At 68.9% G+C, this 17,651-nt stretch carries 17 protein-coding genes; 11 read left to right on the top strand and 6 right to left on the bottom strand.

Annotated features, from left to right (window positions below):
• Positions 1-36 precede the first annotated feature (36 nt).
• Entirely contained in the window at positions 37-873 is an 837-nt protein-coding gene (locus ACZ32T_RS34530; RefSeq protein ID WP_467371360.1) for an ATP-grasp domain-containing protein, read from the bottom strand.
• Between the two features lie 106 nt (positions 874-979).
• Between ACZ32T_RS34530 and ACZ32T_RS34525 the strand changes: the two genes are divergently transcribed.
• Positions 980-2,215: a cytochrome P450 gene (locus ACZ32T_RS34525; protein ID WP_467371359.1), complete on the top strand. Its 1,236-nt coding sequence runs from the start codon at positions 980-982 to the stop codon at positions 2,213-2,215.
• Between the two features lie 33 nt (positions 2,216-2,248).
• Here the strand turns inward: ACZ32T_RS34525 and ACZ32T_RS34520 are convergent, their stop codons facing one another.
• From ACZ32T_RS34520 to ACZ32T_RS34500, 5 genes are all read right to left on the bottom strand, one after another.
• Complete coding sequence (locus tag ACZ32T_RS34520; RefSeq protein WP_467263589.1) at positions 2,249-2,749, bottom strand: hypothetical protein; 501 nt, start codon at positions 2,747-2,749, stop codon at positions 2,249-2,251.
• 95 nt (positions 2,750-2,844) lie between these two features.
• A complete protein-coding gene (locus ACZ32T_RS34515) occupies positions 2,845-4,059 on the bottom strand; it encodes an acyl-CoA dehydrogenase family protein (protein ID WP_467371357.1) in 1,215 nt (404 codons plus the stop codon).
• A gap of 4 nt (positions 4,060-4,063) precedes the next feature.
• Positions 4,064-4,537 (bottom strand): SCP2 sterol-binding domain-containing protein, encoded by a 474-nt coding sequence (locus ACZ32T_RS34510; protein WP_467263584.1) that lies wholly within the window; start codon positions 4,535-4,537, stop codon positions 4,064-4,066.
• A 76-nt stretch (positions 4,538-4,613) separates the two neighbouring features.
• Positions 4,614-4,877 carry a hypothetical protein gene (locus ACZ32T_RS34505; protein WP_467263582.1) on the bottom strand — a complete coding sequence of 88 codons (264 nt, stop codon included), beginning with the start codon at positions 4,875-4,877 and terminating at the stop codon, positions 4,614-4,616.
• A gap of 199 nt (positions 4,878-5,076) precedes the next feature.
• Entirely contained in the window at positions 5,077-6,291 is a 1,215-nt protein-coding gene (locus ACZ32T_RS34500) for a PucR-like N-terminal domain-containing protein (RefSeq protein WP_467371355.1), read from the bottom strand.
• Between the two features lie 658 nt (positions 6,292-6,949).
• Here ACZ32T_RS34500 and ACZ32T_RS34495 point away from each other — a divergent pair.
• The 10 genes from ACZ32T_RS34495 to ACZ32T_RS34450 all read left to right on the top strand — a co-directional run bounded on the left by ACZ32T_RS34495 (position 6,950) and on the right by ACZ32T_RS34450 (position 17,650).
• A complete protein-coding gene (locus ACZ32T_RS34495) occupies positions 6,950-7,585 on the top strand; it encodes a hypothetical protein (protein WP_467263579.1) in 636 nt (211 codons plus the stop codon).
• A gap of 104 nt (positions 7,586-7,689) precedes the next feature.
• On the top strand, positions 7,690-8,334 hold the full coding sequence (locus ACZ32T_RS34490) for a hypothetical protein (RefSeq protein WP_467371354.1): 645 nt from the start codon (positions 7,690-7,692) through the stop codon (positions 8,332-8,334).
• A 145-nt stretch (positions 8,335-8,479) separates the two neighbouring features.
• A complete protein-coding gene (locus tag ACZ32T_RS34485; RefSeq protein WP_467371352.1) occupies positions 8,480-9,940 on the top strand; it encodes a DUF6801 domain-containing protein in 1,461 nt (486 codons plus the stop codon).
• Positions 9,941-10,011: 71 nt separating this feature from the next.
• Positions 10,012-10,965: a hypothetical protein gene (locus ACZ32T_RS34480; protein ID WP_467263574.1), complete on the top strand. Its 954-nt coding sequence runs from the start codon at positions 10,012-10,014 to the stop codon at positions 10,963-10,965.
• 713 nt (positions 10,966-11,678) lie between these two features.
• Entirely contained in the window at positions 11,679-12,662 is a 984-nt protein-coding gene (locus ACZ32T_RS34475) for an ABC transporter ATP-binding protein (protein WP_467371350.1), read from the top strand.
• Positions 12,659-13,501: an MlaE family ABC transporter permease gene (locus ACZ32T_RS34470; RefSeq protein ID WP_467263571.1), complete on the top strand. Its 843-nt coding sequence runs from the start codon at positions 12,659-12,661 to the stop codon at positions 13,499-13,501. The genes ACZ32T_RS34475 and ACZ32T_RS34470 overlap by 4 nt, the downstream gene beginning before the upstream one ends.
• Positions 13,502-13,504: 3 nt before the next feature.
• Positions 13,505-14,308, top strand: coding sequence for an MlaE family ABC transporter permease (locus tag ACZ32T_RS34465; protein ID WP_467263569.1), 804 nt, complete (start codon positions 13,505-13,507; stop codon positions 14,306-14,308).
• Complete coding sequence (locus tag ACZ32T_RS34460; RefSeq protein WP_467371349.1) at positions 14,308-15,606, top strand: MCE family protein; 1,299 nt, start codon at positions 14,308-14,310, stop codon at positions 15,604-15,606. The genes ACZ32T_RS34465 and ACZ32T_RS34460 overlap by 1 nt, the downstream gene beginning before the upstream one ends.
• Positions 15,603-16,634 carry an MCE family protein gene (locus tag ACZ32T_RS34455; RefSeq protein WP_467371348.1) on the top strand — a complete coding sequence of 344 codons (1,032 nt, stop codon included), beginning with the start codon at positions 15,603-15,605 and terminating at the stop codon, positions 16,632-16,634. The genes ACZ32T_RS34460 and ACZ32T_RS34455 overlap by 4 nt, the downstream gene beginning before the upstream one ends.
• Positions 16,631-17,650 (top strand): MCE family protein, encoded by a 1,020-nt coding sequence (locus tag ACZ32T_RS34450; protein ID WP_467263563.1) that lies wholly within the window; start codon positions 16,631-16,633, stop codon positions 17,648-17,650. The genes ACZ32T_RS34455 and ACZ32T_RS34450 overlap by 4 nt, the downstream gene beginning before the upstream one ends.
• Position 17,651 lies beyond the last annotated feature (1 nt).

Genomic DNA, 17,651 nt, shown 5'->3' with positions numbered 1-17,651 from the left:
GGTCCTGGCCCACGCACGCGGGGCGGGCCGGACGGGTCAGGTGAGCAGCTCCCGCACGGAGTCCGTCATCCGGGCGACGAACGCCTCACGGACCTCCTCCGGCACCAGGCCGAGCGACAGATACGGATTGAGGTCCTCCAGCTCGACAAGCAGCAGGCCGCCCTGAGGAGTCCGGCAGGCGTCCACCCGCGTGATGCCGTGCGTGAGGGTGTTCCACTCGACATAGCGGCGTGCGAAGTCCAGGTCCGCAGGGCCCGGGACGTACGGTTCGAGCACCCAGCGCCTGTCCGGCCGCGGTGCGTGCAGGGCGTACTGGAAGTCGTGGTCGACGAAGTAGAAGGACACCTCGTAGCGGAAGTCGATCCTGGGCTGGACGAGCAGGGTGCCGTCGGCGCCCCCGGGGTACTCCGGCTCGTCGGTGAAACGCAGGCCCACCGAGTCCGCGCCCAGCTTGGGCTTGACCACATAACCGGCCGAGCGGGGGAGCAGCCCGAGATCCGCCGCACGGTCCACGGTCGGGATGACCGGGAAGCCGGCCCGGCTCAGATCGACCAAGTACTGCTTGCCGGCCATGTCCCCACGTCCGTCGAGCGTGTTGTACACCCGCGTCCCCGCCTCCCGCGCGCGGGTGCGGAACGCGTCGTACGCCTCCTGGTAGTGCAGGACCGGCCCGCTGTTGCGGACGACGACCGCGTCGAACCCGTCCAGCAGCGCCACCGCGTCACGGGGGTGACAGAGCGCGACGTCGAAGGTCTCGCGCAGCCGGGACGTGAGGAAGATGTCCTCGTCGCAGTAGCGCCGCCCGCGCGCCTCGTAGGCGAGGTCGGTGACGAACAGTACGGACGGACGTGGTGTCTCCGACGCGGCGATCAAGAAGTGCTCCCAGGGGGTTCGTTATCCGGCTTCCGGTCAATAGCCTTGCTGGTGTTGCCCGTTCACCGCATCGAAGTCCCTGGTCTCTGCCCCACAGGAGTCACACGTGTCCCAGGCGTCCTCACCGCCCGATATTCTCTCGCCCGCCTTCGCCGCCGATCCCTACGGGGCCTACCGGACGATGCGCGAGAGCGCCCCGCTGATCCACCACGAGGCCACGGGGAGTTACCTCGTCTCGCGGTACGAGGACGTCGAGCGCGTCTTCAAGGACCGGGCGCAGGAGTTCACCACCGAGAACTACGACTGGCAGCTGGAGCCCGTCCACGGCCGCACCATCCTCCAGCTCAGCGGCAGGGAACACGCCGTACGCCGGGCCCTGGTCGCCCCCGCCTTCCGCGGCGCCGACCTGCAGGAGAAGTTCCTGCCCGTCATCGAGCGCAACGCCCGCGAGCTCATCGACGCCTTCCGGCACACGGGGGAGGCCGACCTCGTCGAGGCGTTCGCGACCCGCTTCCCGGTCCTGGTCATCGCCGACATGCTGGGCCTGGACAGGGCGGACCACCAGCGCTTCCACGGCTGGTACACCAACGTCATCGCCTTCCTCGGCAACCTCGCGGGCGACCCCGCGATCACGGCGGCGGGGGAGCGGACCCGCCAGGAGTTCGCCGAGTACATGATCCCCGTCATCCGGCGGCGCAGGGAGGAACCGGGGGACGACCTGCTCTCCGCGCTCTGCGCCGCCGAGGTCGACGGGGTACGGATGAGCGACGAGGACATCAAGGCGTTCTGCAGCCTGCTGCTCGCGGCCGGCGGGGAGACGACAGACAAGGCCATCGCCTCGGTCTTCGCCAACCTCCTGGCTCACCCCGAGCAGCTCGCCGCCGTGCAGCGGGACCGGTCCCTGATCGACCGGGCCTTCGCCGAGACGCTGCGCTACACGCCGCCGGTCCACATGATCATGCGCCAGACGGCGGGGGAGGTGCAGCTGTCCGGTGGCATGGTCCCGGCCGGTGCCACCGTCACCTGTCTGATCGGCTCGGCCAACCGGGACGGGGCCCGCTACACCGAACCGGACCGCTTCGACCTGTTCCGTGACGACCTGACGAGCACCACGGCGTTCTCGGCGGCCGCCGACCACCTGGCTTTCGCGCTGGGCCGGCACTTCTGCGTGGGCGCCCTGCTGGCCCGGGCCGAGGTCGAGACCGGGGTGAACCAGCTGCTCGACGCGATGCCGGGCCTCCGGCTCGCCGACGGCTTCACCCCGGCCGAGGAGGGCGTCTTCACCCGGGGCCCGGCGTCGCTCCCGGTCCGCTTCACGCCTGTGGGCCCGGTGGGCGCATGACGTGGACGGCACCGCGGACCGAGCGGTCCCGACTCAGGCGATCCGCGCGCACACGTCGTCGGCGGAGCCGTGGGTCAGGCGCACCGACTTGTAGCCGGTGGCGCTGATGTCCATGGTGTACACGCCGTCCAGCACATACAGCCCCCGCGCCAGGTTCCCGCCGTTCTCGCCGACGCCCGCCAGCACGGGGCCGACCACGTACCACTTCTGCGAGCCGTCCGCGTGCTGGTCGACGATCGCGCTGCCGCTGACATCGGCGTCGTAGAAGGCGCCGGTGTCCGTATTGGTGACGCGGACGACGAGGTCACCGCGGTAGGCGACCCGGGAGGGGGAGCCGTCCGGCCGCCGGTCCAGGACCCGCCGCACCACCTCGTCCACCACGGGCTCCGTGTGGACCGGGACGTCGCAGCGGGTTCCGGCCGGCAGGTCGTACGCAGGCGTCGGGGCCGGCTCCCACCCGTCGGCCCCGGACGCCGGGGACACTCCCAGCACCAAGGCTCCGAGAGTGGTCGCGGCAAGGAGTGCGCGTCGCATGGGACCTCCGTCGGGGAGGCGCGACCGGCACGGCGGGCCCGCCTCCCCACACGGCCTGCCGCACCGCACGATCATGCCGTGTCCCGCTCCCGCTGTCAGCGGATGTGACGCCCCGAGATCGCACGGGCGATGACCAGCCGCTGGATCTCGCTCGTACCCTCGAAGATCGTGTAGATCTTGGCGTCGCGGTACATCCGCTCCACCGGGTGCTCCCTGCTGTATCCGGCGCCGCCGAGGATCTGGACCGCCTTCTCCGTCGCGGAGACCGCGAGTTCGCCCGCGCGGAGCTTGGACATGGAGCCCTGGCCCGCGTCGAAGGTCCGGTCGTTGCGGGCCATCCAGGCCGCCTGCCAGATCAGCAGGCGTACGGCCTCGATCTCCGTACGGATGTCGGCGAGGGCGAAGGCGATCGACTGGTTCTCGATGACCGGCCGGCCGAAGGCCTCGCGTTCACCGGCGTACTCCAGCGCGTACTCGTACGCGGCGCGTGCGATACCCAGCGCCTGGGCACCCACGGTGGGACGGCTGACCTCGAAGGTCGCCATCGCCGCCTGGCTCTTGGCGGTTCCGCCCTCGCGGGCACGCGCCAGCCGGGCTTCCAGCTTCTCCCTGCCGCCCAGCAGGCAGTGCCCGGGCACGCGTACGTCGTCGAGGAACACGTCCGCGGTGTGCGACGCGCGCAGGCCGAGCTTCTTGATGGTGCGGCTCGCCGCCAGGCCCTTCGTGCCGGGCGGCACGATGAACGCGGCCTGGCCACGGGCGCCGAGCGCGCGGTCGACCGAGGCGACCACCACATGGATCTCCGCGATCCCCCCGTTGGTGATCCACGCCTTCTGGCCGGAGAGCACCCACTCGTCCCTGGCCTCGTCGTAACGGGCCTTCGTGGTCATCGCGGAGACGTCGGACCCCGCCTGCGGCTCGGATACGCAGAAGGCGGCCACCTTCGGGTCGTCCTCGTCGCCGTAGCACTGCGGGACCCACTCGGCGAGCTGGTCGGGCGTGCCGGAGGCGAAGATCCCGGCAACCGCGAGCGAGGTACCGAAGAGCGCCATGCCGATTCCGGCATCGCCCCAGAAGAGCTCCTCGTTGGCGATCTGGAGGGAGAGCCCGCTCGGGTCGCCGTACATGTCGGCGAGCGACTCGAATCCGTACAGCCCGATCCTGGCCGCTTCCTGGATGACCGGCCACGGGGTCTCTTCGCGTTCGTCCCACTCGGCCGCCGCGGGGCGCACCACCTGGGCGGCGAAGCCGTGCACCCAGTCGCGCAGGTCCCGCTGTTCCTCGGTCAAAGCGAGGGAGAAGTAGCTCATGGGCTCAGGCCTTCGGGATGTCGAAGTAGCGGGTCAGGCCCGAGGCCAGGCCGACGTCACCGGCGACCTTCAGTTTGCGCATCATGAACATCGTCACGGGATTGCCGTTGCCGGAGACCAGCTTGAGGAATTCGGCGTCGCCCATCACCAGCGTCGTACGGGGCTCGGCGTCGGAGCGGCCCGCGCGCACCGTGCAGGTGCCGTCGGCTATGGAGGTCTCGTAGACCTCCTCGCTCTCGCCCGTGATCTTCCAGCGGATCAGGGCCTTCAGCCCGCCCGCCGCCTCCGGGCGGAACTGCTGCCGCATCCGGCCGAAGACCTCGCTCAGCACCCGGGCGCGCAGCTCACCGTGCATGACCTCGCCGAGCTGCTTGGCGGACAGGCCCTTGACGATGCGCGCGAACTCCTCCGGGGAGACGGCACCGAAGTCGAGCCCGGACAGTTCGTCGGTGAGGTTGCCGCTGCTGTTGTCGGCCACGCCAAATCCTTACTCCAGAGTAAACTTACTTCTGGGTAAGGTAAGGCGGCCGTCGCCGCCGCGCAAGCGGACGACGTCACCAGGCGCCGTCGTGGCGCACCGCGAGATCTGGGTGACGAGCGGACAGCACCTTGTTGGCCCACGCGAGCTCGGACAGCGCCTGCTCGCGGTCGGCCTGGTCCTCGATGCCGAGCCTCGGCCCACGGAACCTGCGCACCTCGCGGGCGGCGCAGTCGGCGTCGAACTCCGCCCGCAGGATGTGCGGCGGGGTGCAGGACCCGATCAGTGCGGCGACCCGGTCGGGGATCGGCACGGGGACGAGGAGGTGCGAGGCGGTCATGTGGGGGTTCCCTCTCGGATGGTTGGCCAGGAGGTGGCGCTCCGCGATGACCGGTGGGCCACCGCTCCTCCCTATGTAACGGGACGCAGTTCCGGGTTTCTTGTTGAGAACGTCTCCGTGTCGCAACCGTTTGGGACTGACCGTCTATTTCGCCTTACCTGGCGGTAAGTTGACTCGGTACGCAGCGTGTGATGCCCCCTCAGCCGAGAGACTGGCCGCTGCGAGCCCGTAACCGCGTGGCGCGCAGCACGGCTTCGGTCGAGAAGCGGCTCTCGGGATCGGTGAGCTGGTCGCCGAAGATGGCCTCCAGGCTGCGCATCCGGTAACGGACCGTCTGGGGGTGCACGTCCAGCAGCTCGCCCATCTGGGCGGCGGTGCCCCGGGTGTCGAGCCAGATCCGCAGCGTCTCGATCAGCCGCTCCCGCCGGGTGGGGCTGATACCGGAGACGGCGGCAAGTTCCCGCTCGGCGAGCTGGTCGAGGAGAGCGGTGTCGGAGAGGAGCCACAGGGTGATGAGGTGGTCCTCGCAGAGGATGACGGGCGCGTCGTCGATGATCCCGGCGTCGACCAGTTCGAGGACACGCCGGGCCCAGCGGATCGAGTCGGCGGCGAGCGCGGTCGGCACGGTCAGCCCGATCGCCGCGCCGCCGCCGGGGATCGTCCGCTCGAGCATCTCCCTGCGCGCGTCGTTCACCGGCCCGGGGATCAGCAGGTGCGGCTGCGGGTCGCCGGGGTCGATCAGGACGTCGTGGTCGGCGCTGATCCGGTCCAGCCCGGACGGGGCACGCACAGCGACGAGGGTGACCTGCTCGGGCAGGGACCAGCCGGTCTGCTCGCACAGCTCGGCGATGGCGCTACGGGGCACGGGTCTGCCCGTGAGGATCAGATGCAGCAGCCGCCGGCGCACCGCCTCGCCCTGCTGGTCGGACTGGGCCTGCACTTCCAGATAGCCCTCGCGGGAGAGCGACTCGAGTTCGTCCACGTAAGCGAACAGCGCGTCGGCGAAGCTGAGCATGAGGGCCGGCGAGAAGTTGTAACTCCGGCCCACCTTCTTCGCACGCCGCAGCGCGACCCGCGCGCCCAGGCGGTAGGCCCCCTGGAGTGCGTCCATGGTGCGGCCCTCGTACGCCTCGAACCTGCCGAATCTCCGGCACATGTCGTCGCGCAGGACCGTGGGGGACGAGGGTTCGGCGACCAGATCGACAAAGGAGGAAAGGCTCTGCTCGACGCCCAGGCGGATGGAGGTCCCGTTGGGGCCGTTCAGCAGACGCGCGTATTCCGGATAGGCGCGGGTCACTTCCATGCCTATCTCTTTGATCAGGCTCGGCAGTTCGGGCCGCATGATCGCGGCGAACTCCTGGGGGAGGGGCCCCAGCGGGTCTCCGGTGTCCAGCGGCTGGATAAGTCTCGGCATGACCGTCCCCTTGCTTCCCGGGCCCGGAGTGGGTGGAACGTGTGGGGGAAAGCGCTCCCACGGACCGACAGGTGTATACCAACATCCGGCGCCGAAGATAGACCAAGTCGGGCGGGGCGCACACCGCTTGGACAGGATCGAAGTGCAGGGTGCACACAACCTGGCCCTGTTGTGGCGCTCCGGTGCAGGTGGGGCCGTAAATGCTCACTTCCGGACAATGTTTTCGGCCGGGGGCGCACCGCGGGCGTCGACGGGGTGTCGTGGTGTCCGCCGCGCCGGCTGTCCCGGGGGTGTCTCCGGACCCCCTCGGCGTCTTCTGATCTTCTCCGGAAGTCCCGGCCGGTGGTGGCGTCGGGCCGGAGGCCGACGTCAACGCGGCATATCCGCAGTGATATTGCGCAGGAAGTGACAAGTGCGCCGGGCGAATTAGTGACGTACTGACGAGGAAAAAAACTTGCCCAACCAATCTTGACCGGCGGGATTGTGCTCCAAGTTTCCCGCAAGTAACGTCACGCCCTGTCACAGAGCATGTGTGGCTGAAAGCGCAGCACGGCCCCCACGCAAGACGATTCTTCGCGGCACTCCCTGCGCCTTTGCAGGAATTCGAGTGCCTTCCCCGCAACAGTGCACCCGCACTGGCGAATCGGAGGAACTCACTGTGCGCAACTCCCTCAGAAAGATCGCGATCGCGGCCGGTGCCGCCGCGGCGGCTGTCACCCTCGGAGCCACCACCGCCACCGCCGGCGTCGCAGCCCCGACCTGGACCGTCGGCCCCAACTCGCCGGAGTCGTTCTCGGGTACGGCCGGCACCGTCACCCTCGCCCTCAACGGCATCCCGATGACGTGTACGTCGTCCGCGGCTCAGGGCAACCTCGCGTCGGCCTCCGGTACGACCAACGTGACCGTCGGCACGATCGCTCCGCTGACCTGGAGCGGCTGCACCAGCCCGTTCGGCCCGGTGACCCCGACCGCCGATACGTCCACCCCGTGGAAGCTGAACGCGAACACCTACAGCGCTGGTGTCACCAACGGGTACATCTCCGGAGTGAAGGCCACGCTGAAGGTGCTCACCTGCACCTTCACCGTGACGGGCAACGTCGCCGCCAAGTACACCAACTCCACCGGTGTGCTGGCGGTCAGCAACAACGCCACCTACAAGCTGACCGTCGCCACCGTCACCTCGGGCTGCGCCGGTATCGCGGCCGTGGGCAACAACCCGACCTACACCGCCAACTACAACGCAGTCACACCGAGCGGCGGCACGACCAAGCCGACCATCGTCTACACCCCCTGATCCGGTCACGAGCCACTCAGGGATGAGCAGGGGTCGCACGGCGGGGCCCGCCCGCCGTGCGACCCCGTGCCCACCGGACCGTTGCCGAAACGGAGGAGCCAGCTGTGCGCAGGTCTCTCAGGGAGCTCGTGATGGCGGCCGGGGCCGCTGCCGCCGCCGTCATCCTCGCGGCACCGGTCGCGACGGCGGGCGTAGCGGCGCCGACGTGGACCGTCGGCCCGGAGCCGGCCGAGACCTTCTCCGCCGTCTCCGGGACCGTCCGGTTCCAATGGGGCCTCGACGCCAACCTTCCGACCACCTGCGAGTCATCGGCGGCGCGGGGCAACCTGGCCACCGCCTCCGGTACGGCGAACGTGCAGGTCGGTACGGTCGCTCCGCTGACCTGGAGCAACTGCACCAGCCCGTTCGGCCCGCTGAACCCTGTCGCCGACACGTCCACCCCGTGGAAGCTGATGGTGAACAGCTACGACGCCGGTGTCACCGAGGGATACATCTCCGGCGTGAAGCTCACGTTGCAGATGCTCACCTGCTCCATGACGGCGTCGGGGCGACTCGCCACCACCTACACCAACTCCACCGGCAAGCTGCAGATCAACGACGACAGCACCTACAAGATCACGGTAGGGACAGCTACTCCGGGGTGTGCCGGGCTCGCGGCAGTGGGCGACAACTGGGAGTACCGAGCCCTCTATTCCGTGACGACACCGAGCGGCGGCATCACCAGGCCGACCATCGTGTTCACCCCCTGATCCAGCCACACCCCTCCTCGATGAGCAGGAGCCGTGGCGGTCCGCCCGCCACGCGATGCACGTCCGGTCGGTCCGAAAGGGGACATCGTCAGTGAGAGGCAGTCGTACAACGGGAGCACGCAGGGGCGCGGCACGTGGTGCCGCAGTGGCCACCGTCGTGCTGCTCGGCGGCATGGTTCCGGGTGCGCAGGCCGCACCTGGTGTCCAGGACATCGATACGGAGCTGGCCTACACCTGCGACCTTCCCGAGGGCGAGCAGTCGGTGAAGGCCAGGGTGAAGGTCACTGCGAAGGTCCCCGAGTCGGCTCAGCCCGGGCAGGCGGTACAGCCCGAGGACGTGGTCCTGGAGGCGACGCTGCCCGAGGGGGTGATCCCTGTAGCGGCCGGCTCCTCGGCGGCGAGTGTGAGCGCGGAGATGAGGCTCGCTGTCGATGTGTCCCAGAAGGACCAGCATGCGCGGGCCGAGTGGATCGGAACGACAGCGGAGCCCGTGCCGATCCCTGCCGAGGGCGATCTGCCGTTGACCACCTCGGGGACCGTCCCGTACGTGAAACCCGGGGCGTCCGGAGACCTGAGCCTCGACGCGGGAGCGCTCTCGGTGGACCTCGTTCTGCATTCCGCCCAGGGCACGCCCGCAGAACCGTCCGGCACGTCCCTGGACTGCGCCCCGGACCCGGGTCAGGGGACCGGGCTGGCGGAGATGGACATCAGTGGTGAGGGCGAGGATGGTGCGTCCGCGTCGGCCCCACCCGCATCCGCGTCTTCCGGGAGCGACACGACAGGCGTCGAGGCCACGCCCGAGGTCGGCACCAGGGCGAAGCAGCCCGCTGCCCCTGACGCCCCTGCGTGCGTCGGCGACGTGAACAACGGTCTCAACCTGAACGCCTATGTGACCGGCTATGCCAACGTGGCGAAGCTGGACGGGGCGACCAAGTTTCCTCTGGCCTGTACGCAGATCGAGCAGGGGCCGACCCGCGTCGATCTCTCCGAGCCCGGGTTCACGCACATCTACCAGGATTCGACCGCCCTGCTCGACTACGAGGGTAAGCCTCAGCTGCCGCCCGCCACGGGAACGTTTCTGACCTTCGGCTTCATGCCGACGACCGCGACCCTGGAGATGACGCAGGTCCCCCCGGGCGTGGATGCCGAAGGGACCCCGGACTACAACGTGAGGTCACACCTGGTGGTGGACTGGTCCGACATGTCGAACAAGGGCGTGACCACCATCGACCTCGACCTCATGCTCCGACTCCGCGACGTCAAGGTGAACGGCGTGCCTCTGGACGTGGGGGACAACTGCCGTAGCAGCAAGCCCTTCACCCTGTCTCTGGAGGGCAGGATGACGGCGAAGGACGGTGTCACGACGGGCTACACCTTGGCGACGGGCGGCGCTCTGACGGGGTCGGTGACCCTTCCCCCGTTCAGCGGGTGTGGCGCAGGCGAGGACCTCGACAACCTCTTCACCGCGTCGTTGTCCGGTGTGCCGGGCTACGTCAAACAGGTGCAGGGAGCCCCGTGCGCGGCCCAGCAGCACGTGCCGGGTTCCGAAGGCGCCGTCTGTACGGACGAGTACGAGCCGGTCGGTGTGCCCGAAGCGATCCGCTGACCTGCCGAGCCATACCCACCCATCGCACCGAACCCCGCATTTTCCGCAGCCGTTGACGAATTGAGGGAACAATGGGATCTGCCCCGAAGACCTGGATCAAGGCCGCCGGTGCCGTCGCCGCGTCCGCCGCGCTGGTCATGCCCCTGAGCGCGACCCCGGCCGGCGCCGCCACGGCCGCCGCCCAGCTGAACGGTTCCTGGGCCCCCTTCGACCGCTGTCCGGTGGACGCCCCGGCCATGCTCGCGACGGACGGCGACACCGATGTCCCGCTGTGTGTGACGTCCACCTCGCCCAACGGGACGATCAAACTGGGCAACACCACGGCGACGACCGGGTCCACGAACCTGCAGTTCGGCGTCATCCAGCATCCGGCCGAGGGGACCTATACGGTCATCCCACCGGCGGCCGGATCCATCATCAGCGGGAAGACCACCATTCCCGGTGGGCTCCTCGGCATCATGTGCCCCAGTAATGTCCCGGTCATCTCGGCCGTCTGCGGACAGATCACCGACGCCACCCTGAACAAGGTGACGGCCACGGTGGAGTCGGCCGGCACGCCGACGGAATTCAGCCTGGTCGCGGGCATATCCTCAGGGCCGATCGTCAAGCTGCCCGTCAAGATCCGCCTGGAGAATCCGCTGCTCGGCTCCAACTGCTACATCGGAAGCAGCAGCAATCCGGTGATCCTGCAGCCCGGAAACCTCAGTGCGCCCAGCTTCTCCGCCTCCCGGTTCAACGGTGACGGCTCGGCGAACCCGGACGAGGGATCGATGATCCAGATCGCCCTGTCCGGGGCCGCACAGGGCGACAGCCGGTTCTCGGCGCCGAAGGCCGGTGGCTGCGGGCTCGGCGGCCTTCTCAGCTGGGCGATCGACCTCAAGGTCGGCCTGCCCGCCGCGGCCGGATCGAACAGCCTCGTCCTGAACGACGCCAAGACCTACACGGCCGGACTCACCGCACCGGGTCTGTCGGTGCCCGACGCCGGCAAGGAGCTCGCCGAGAGCTGGCACTCCGCGGTGAAGTAACCGGCGAGAAGAGTACGGGCCGCGCTCTTTCGGCTTCTTGTCACTTCGTGCGCCCCGGCACTCGACCGCCCATGAGCCCGTCCCGACCGGATGAACCCTGGTCGGGACGGGCTCCGGCATGTCCGAACCGGCCTCTTCGAGCCGGCCGCTTCCGCCCGGAGGTCCTCACTTTTCGACAGGTTTCGCGGCCCGATTACTCATCGGGGCACAAGAAAACGGTGCGCTGCGATTACCTCGGAGAAAGTTCGTGAAGTGCTATTGCGGACTTAGGTTACCGGCCCGTAGCGTCCCGCTTGAGCAGCCCGGAAAGGTATCCGTACCTGCTCGTTCGACGCACGTGGAGTTCTGGTCGCGCCCCCCGTGACCGGGATTCCTCCGGGAGTTCCTCCGGTCCCGGACCCTCCCACCCGGGACGGGGTTCTTCCGGCCGCCGGTGTCTCGTGGCTCCGGCCCCCCTGGGCCGCGGGACCCCGGTGCGACCGGAGAGCTTGCGCAGATTCCGACAAGGCCGCCGGGCGGTTTTGTCAGTCGGTGACAAGTGATCCACTCAGAGATCGACGTCCGGCGATTTCCGCTGTTCAACGGCTTGTCCTCGCGGTTTCGACGGACATAACGTGCGCCTCCTGGTGCATGTGTGACGAGCCGCCATTGCATTCACCGGAGCCGGAGCGCTGACAGATGACGTCGTTCACCACCACTTCGAGGGAGGGCCGATGGGTATCGAAGTAGTCGTCGAAGGCCTGACGAAGTCCTTCGGCAAGCAGAACATCTGGCGAGACATCAGCCTCACGCTGCCGGCCGGTGAGGTGAGCGTCATGCTCGGGCCTTCCGGTACCGGGAAGACCGTGTTCCTGAAATCCATCATCGGACTGCTGAAGCCGGAAAAGGGCCGTGTCCTCATCAACGGCGTCGACATGGTGAACAGCCCCGAGCGGGAAATCATGGAGACCCGGAAACTCTTCGGCCTCATGTTCCAGGACGGCGCCCTCTTCGGCTCGATGTCGCTCTTCGACAACATCGCCTTCCCTTTGCGTGAGCACACCCGCAAGAAGGAGTCCGAGATCCGCCGCATCGTCATGGAGCGGATCGACATCGTGGGCCTGCTGGGCGCCGAGGGGAAGCTGCCGGGCGAGATATCCGGCGGCATGCGCAAGCGGGCCGGTCTCGCCCGCGCCCTCGTCCTGGACCCGCAGATCATCCTCTGCGACGAGCCGGACTCCGGGCTCGACCCGGTCCGTACGGCGTACCTCTCGCAGCTTCTGATCGACCTCAACGCCCAGATCGACGCGACGATGCTCATCGTCACCCACAACCTCGACATCGCGGCCACCGTCCCCGACAACATGGGGATGCTGTTCTGCCGCAACCTCGTCACCTTCGGCCCGCGCGAGGTCCTGCTCACCAGCGACATGCCCGTCGTCTCGCAGTTCCTCGCCGGCCGCCGCGAAGGCCCCATCGGCATGTCGGAGGAGAAGGACGCGGCCACCCTGGCGGCGGAGCAGAGCAACGGCTTCGACCACACGGCCGGGCCCCGCACCGTCGTGCCGCAGTTGGAGCCCTCGCCGGGCCTGCCCGTCCGGCAGGGAGCCCTGCGTCGCCGGGAGCGTGTCCTCTCCATGATGGGCCAGCTGCCGGAGGCGGCCCGTACGGCGATCACGAACAGCTACACGCCGACCTTGGACGGTGGGCGCCGATGACGGCACCACTGCCCGTACGCCCGCCCGTGCCGGCCGGCGAAGAGGCGGGGGAGGAGACACCGCGGCAGCCTTCGCGACTCCTCGCCCCGCTGCGCCAGACCGGGCAGCTGTTCGCCCTCGCCCTGGCCGTCGGCCGGGCGGTCTTCCGCCGCCCGTTCCAGGTGCGGGAGTTCATCGAGCAGTTCTGGTTCGTCGCCAGCGTCACCATCCTGCCCGCCGCCCTCGTCTCGATCCCCTTCGGCGCGGTCATCGCCCTCCAGGTCGGCTCCCTCACCGAACAGCTCGGCGCCCAGTCCTTCACCGGCGGCGCCAGCGTCCTCGCCGTCATCCAGCAGGCCAGTCCGCTCATCGTGGCCCTGCTGATCGCCGGGGCCGCGGGATCCGCCATCTGCGCCGACCTCGGTTCGCGCAAGATCCGCGAGGAGCTCGACGCCATGGAGGTCATGGGCGTCTCGCCGATCCAGCGCCTCGTCGTCCCCCGCGTGCTGGCCACCATGTGCGTCGCCGTCCTGCTCAACGGGCTCGTGTCCGTGGTCGGCACGCTCGGCGGCTACTTCTTCAACGTGATCATGCAGGACGGCACACCGGGCGCATACCTCGCCAGCTTCTCCGCCCTCGCCCAGCTGCCCGACCTCTACGTCGGCGAACTCAAGGCGCTGATCTTCGGCTTCATCGCGGGCATCGTCGCCGCCTACCGGGGACTGAACCCGCGCGGCGGACCCAAGGGAGTGGGCGACGCGGTCAACCAGTCCGTCGTCATCACCTTCATGCTCCTGTTCGCGGTGAACATGGTCCTCACGGCGATCTACCTCCAGATCGTCCCCCCGAAGGGGGGCTGACCGATGCCGATGCTCGGCTGGCTCGACCGCTCAGGGGAGCAACTCACCTTCTACGTACGGGCGCTCATCTGGATCCCCCGGACGCTGCGCCGGTACCTCAAGGAGGTGCAGAGGCTGCTCGCCGAGGTCGCCTTCGGCAGCGGCGGCCTCGGCGTCATCGGCGGAACCATCGGTGTGATGATCGCGATGACCCTCGCGACCGGCTCGGTCGTGGGCCTCCAGGGGTACGCCGCCCTCGATCAGATCGGCACCTCCGCCTTCACCGGTTTCATCTCCGCCTACTTCAACACCCGGGAGATCGCCCCGCTCGTGGCCGGACTCGCCCTCTCCGCGACCGTCGGCGCCGGCTTCACCGCCCAGCTCGGCGCGATGCGGATCAACGAGGAGGTCGACGCCCTCGAAGCGATGGGCGTGCGCTCCATGCCCTACCTCGTCACCACGCGGATCATCGCCGGCGTCGTCGCCATCATCCCGCTGTACGCGATCGGGCTGCTCTCCTCCTACCTGGCGTCCCGCTACATCACGGTCCTGTTCAACGGGCAGTCCGCGGGCACCTACGACCACTACTTCAATCTCTTCCTCTCCCCGGACGACGTGCTGCTGTCGGTGCTCAAGGTGCTGATCTTCAGCGTGCTGGTGATCCTCGCCCACTGCTACTACGGCTTCCACGCCACCGGCGGCCCGGCCGGCGTGGGCGTGGCCGTGGGCCGCTCGGTGCGCAACGCCATCGTGCTGATCAGCGTCACCGACTTCTTCCTCTCGCTCGCCATCTGGGGCGCGACGACAACGGTGAAGGTGGCCGGCTGATGCATTCCCCAACGGCGCAGACGGTGCGCCGCAGACTCGCGGGCGTGGCCTTCGTGCTCGTGCCCGCCGTGCTCGTATGGCTGTCGGTCTCCGTCTACGAGAAGGACTTCACGGACGACGCCACCGTGACAGTACGCACCGGAAGCGTCGGCAACGAGATGCATGACAACGCCGAGGTGAAACTGCGCGGAGTCGTGGTCGGCGAGGTGCGTGACATCGAGGCGGCCGGCGACGGGGCGCGGCTGACCCTGGCCATCCGGCCCGGCCGGCTGGAGCGGATACCCGCCGACGTCACCGCCCAGATGCTGCCCACCACCCTCTTCGGCGAGCGGTTCGTCGCCCTCGTACCCCCGCCCGTCCCGTCCACGCGGACCCTGCGGGCCGGTGCCGTGATCCCGCAGGACCGCTCCTCCAACGCCATCGAGCTGGAGGAGGTCCTCGACAACGTCCTGCCGATGCTGACCGCCGTCCAGCCGCAGAAGCTCGCCGCCACCCTCAACGCGGTGTCCCAGGCGCTCGAAGGGCGCGGCGGCAAACTCGGCGACACGCTGGTCACCCTCGACGCCCACCTCAAGGAGTTCAACCCCCAACTCCCCACCCTCAACGCGGACATCAAGGAACTCGTCAAGGTGAGCCATCTCTACGCGGACGCCGCCCCCGACGTCCTGGACGCCCTCACCGACTTCACGACCACCAGCGGCACCATCGCCGAACAGCAGGCGGAACTCGCCGATCTGTACGGCTCCACCACCGCCTCCGCACAGGACGTCACCTCCTTCCTGCGCAAGAACAAGGACAACCTCATCCACCTCTCCGCCTCGGGCCGGCCGACGCTGGAACTCCTCGCGGAGTACTCGGACGCCTTTCCCTGCACCCTGCGTACGATGGCCGGCTTCATACCCGCCATGGACAAGGCGCTCGGCAAGGGCACCGACCGGCCCGGCCTCCACGTCACCCTCAAGCCCGTCGAGTCGAAGGGCAAGTACGTGGCGGGCAAGGACACCCCGGTCTACGACGCGACCGGCGGACCGCACTGCTACTCGGTGCCGTACACCGGCAGGCCCGTGCGGACCGCCGACGCGCGGACCGCTTCCGCCAGGGACGGCGCCCCCGAAGCGACCGGCCCGGACACCGGAGCCGCCGGCACCGCCCTCGGCATGCCCAACTCCCCGCAGGAGAGCCGGCTCGTCAACGAGCTCGTCGCCCCCTCCCTGGAAGTGCGGCCCCAGACCCTGCCGGACTGGAGCAGCGTGCTCATCGGTCCGGCCTTCCGCGGTGCGGAGGTGAAGCTCAAGTGAAGCGCCGCTCCCTCGCGGGACCCCTCGTGAAGTCGATCGTCTTCGTCGTGGTGACCGCCCTGGCCACCACCGTCCTGGGGCTGTCCATAGCCAACACGGGCGTCGGCGACACCACCTCGTACAAGGCCCGGTTCACCGACGCGACCGGACTCGTCGTCGGCGACAGTGTGCGGATCGCGGGCGTCAAGGTGGGGCAGGTCGAATCCATCCGGGTCGCCGACAAGCGGCTGGCCGAGGTCGGGTTCGCCGTCCGCAAGGGCCGGAAGCTGCCCGCCTCGGTGACCGCCTCCATCAAGTACCTCAACATGGTCGGCCAGCGCTACGTCGACCTCGACCAGGGCGCCGGGCCCGTCGGCGCCAGCTTCCGCTCCGGAGCGACCATCCCGCTCTCGCGCACCACACCGGCGCTGGACCTCACCCAGCTCTTCAACGGCTTCCAGCCGCTCTTCGAGGGGCTGTCGCCACCGGACGTCAACCAGCTCGCCGGCTCGATCGTCCAGGTGCTGCAGGGCGAGGGCGGCACCGTCGACAGCATCCTCTCCCACGTCGGATCGCTGACCGGCACCGTCGCGGCCAAGGACAAGGTGATCGGTGAGGTGATCAAGAACCTCAACACGGTCCTGAAGACCGTGAACGACCGGGAGGCGGGCTTCGACGACCTCGTCGTCACCCTCCAGAAGCTCGTCACGGGCTTCTCCGGCGACCGCAAGCCGCTCGGCGAGGCGGTCACGGCGATGGGCGCGCTCACCACCGCCACCGCCGGCCTCCTCCAGGACGGCCGCGAGCCGCTCAAGGAGGACATAGCCCAGCTCGGCCGGCTCACCGCAGGGCTCGACGAGAACGCCCCCGAGATCGAGAGCTTCCTGCGGAAGACCCCCGCCAAGATGGAGGCGATCACCCGTCTCACCTCGTACGGGTCATGGCTCAACCTCTACCTCTGCGAAGCCAGGGTCAACGGCGTGACGACCGAGGACGGCAGCGCGCCGCCCACCGGCGTCACCATCGACCAGCCGAGGTGCCAGGGATGAGAATCAAGCCCGTACGGGAACGCAACCCCGTCGCCGTCAGCATCGTCGGCCTCCTCGTCCTGACACTCGTCGGCCTCGCCGCCTACCGCGCCGACGCCCTGCCCTTCATCGGCGGGGGCACCACCTACAGTGCCGACTTCACCGAATCCGCCGGCCTCGACGAGGGCGACGAGGTACGGATCGCCGGGGTCAAGGTGGGCGAGGTCACCGGCGTCTCGCTCGACGGAGCCAAGGTGAAGGTGGACTTCCGGGTCGAGGACGCCTGGATCGGCGACTCCTCCACCGTCGGCATCGCCATCAAGACCCTCCTCGGCGACAAGTACCTCGCCGTCGACCCCCTCGGCAACGCCCGGCAGGACCCGGACTCCCGCATCACCGCCGGACGCACCACGTCCCCGTACGACGTCACCCAGGCGTTCAACGGGCTGGGCGAGACGATCGAAGAGATCGACACCGCGCAGCTCGCCCAGAGCTTCGAGACGATCTCCGAGACGTTCAAGGACTCACCACCCGACGTACGCAGCGCGGCGAACGGGCTGTCGGCGCTGTCGAGGACGGTGTCCGAGCGGGACGCCCAGCTCGCCACCCTCCTCAAGGGCAGCAAGCAGCTCACCAAGACGCTCGCGAGCAAGAAGAGCAGCTTCGAGACCCTCCTGGAGGACGGCAACCTGCTCCTCGGTGAGATCCAGGCGCGCCGCGATTCCATCCACCTGCTGCTCACCGGGACCCGGAGCCTCGGGACGCAGCTCACCGGGCTCGTCACGGACAACGACAAGCAGCTGAAACCCACCCTGGACTCGCTGGGACGGGTCACCTCGGTCCTGGTGAAGAACCGCAAGAGCCTCGACAAGGTCCTCTCCCTGGCCGGCTCCTACAACCGCCTCGTCGGCAACACCCTCGGCAACGGCCGCTGGTTCGACAACTACGTCTGCGGGGTCGTCCCCAAGAGCTACCTGCCCGCCGGCACACCCCCCGACGGCGGCGACTGCATGCCACCGAAGCAGGGAGGGCGCTGAC

The organism is Streptomyces sp. NPDC023573 (assembly GCF_055559735.1).
The sequence above is the reverse complement of the archived record's forward strand: the minus strand, read 5'-3'. Positions and strand labels throughout refer to the sequence as shown.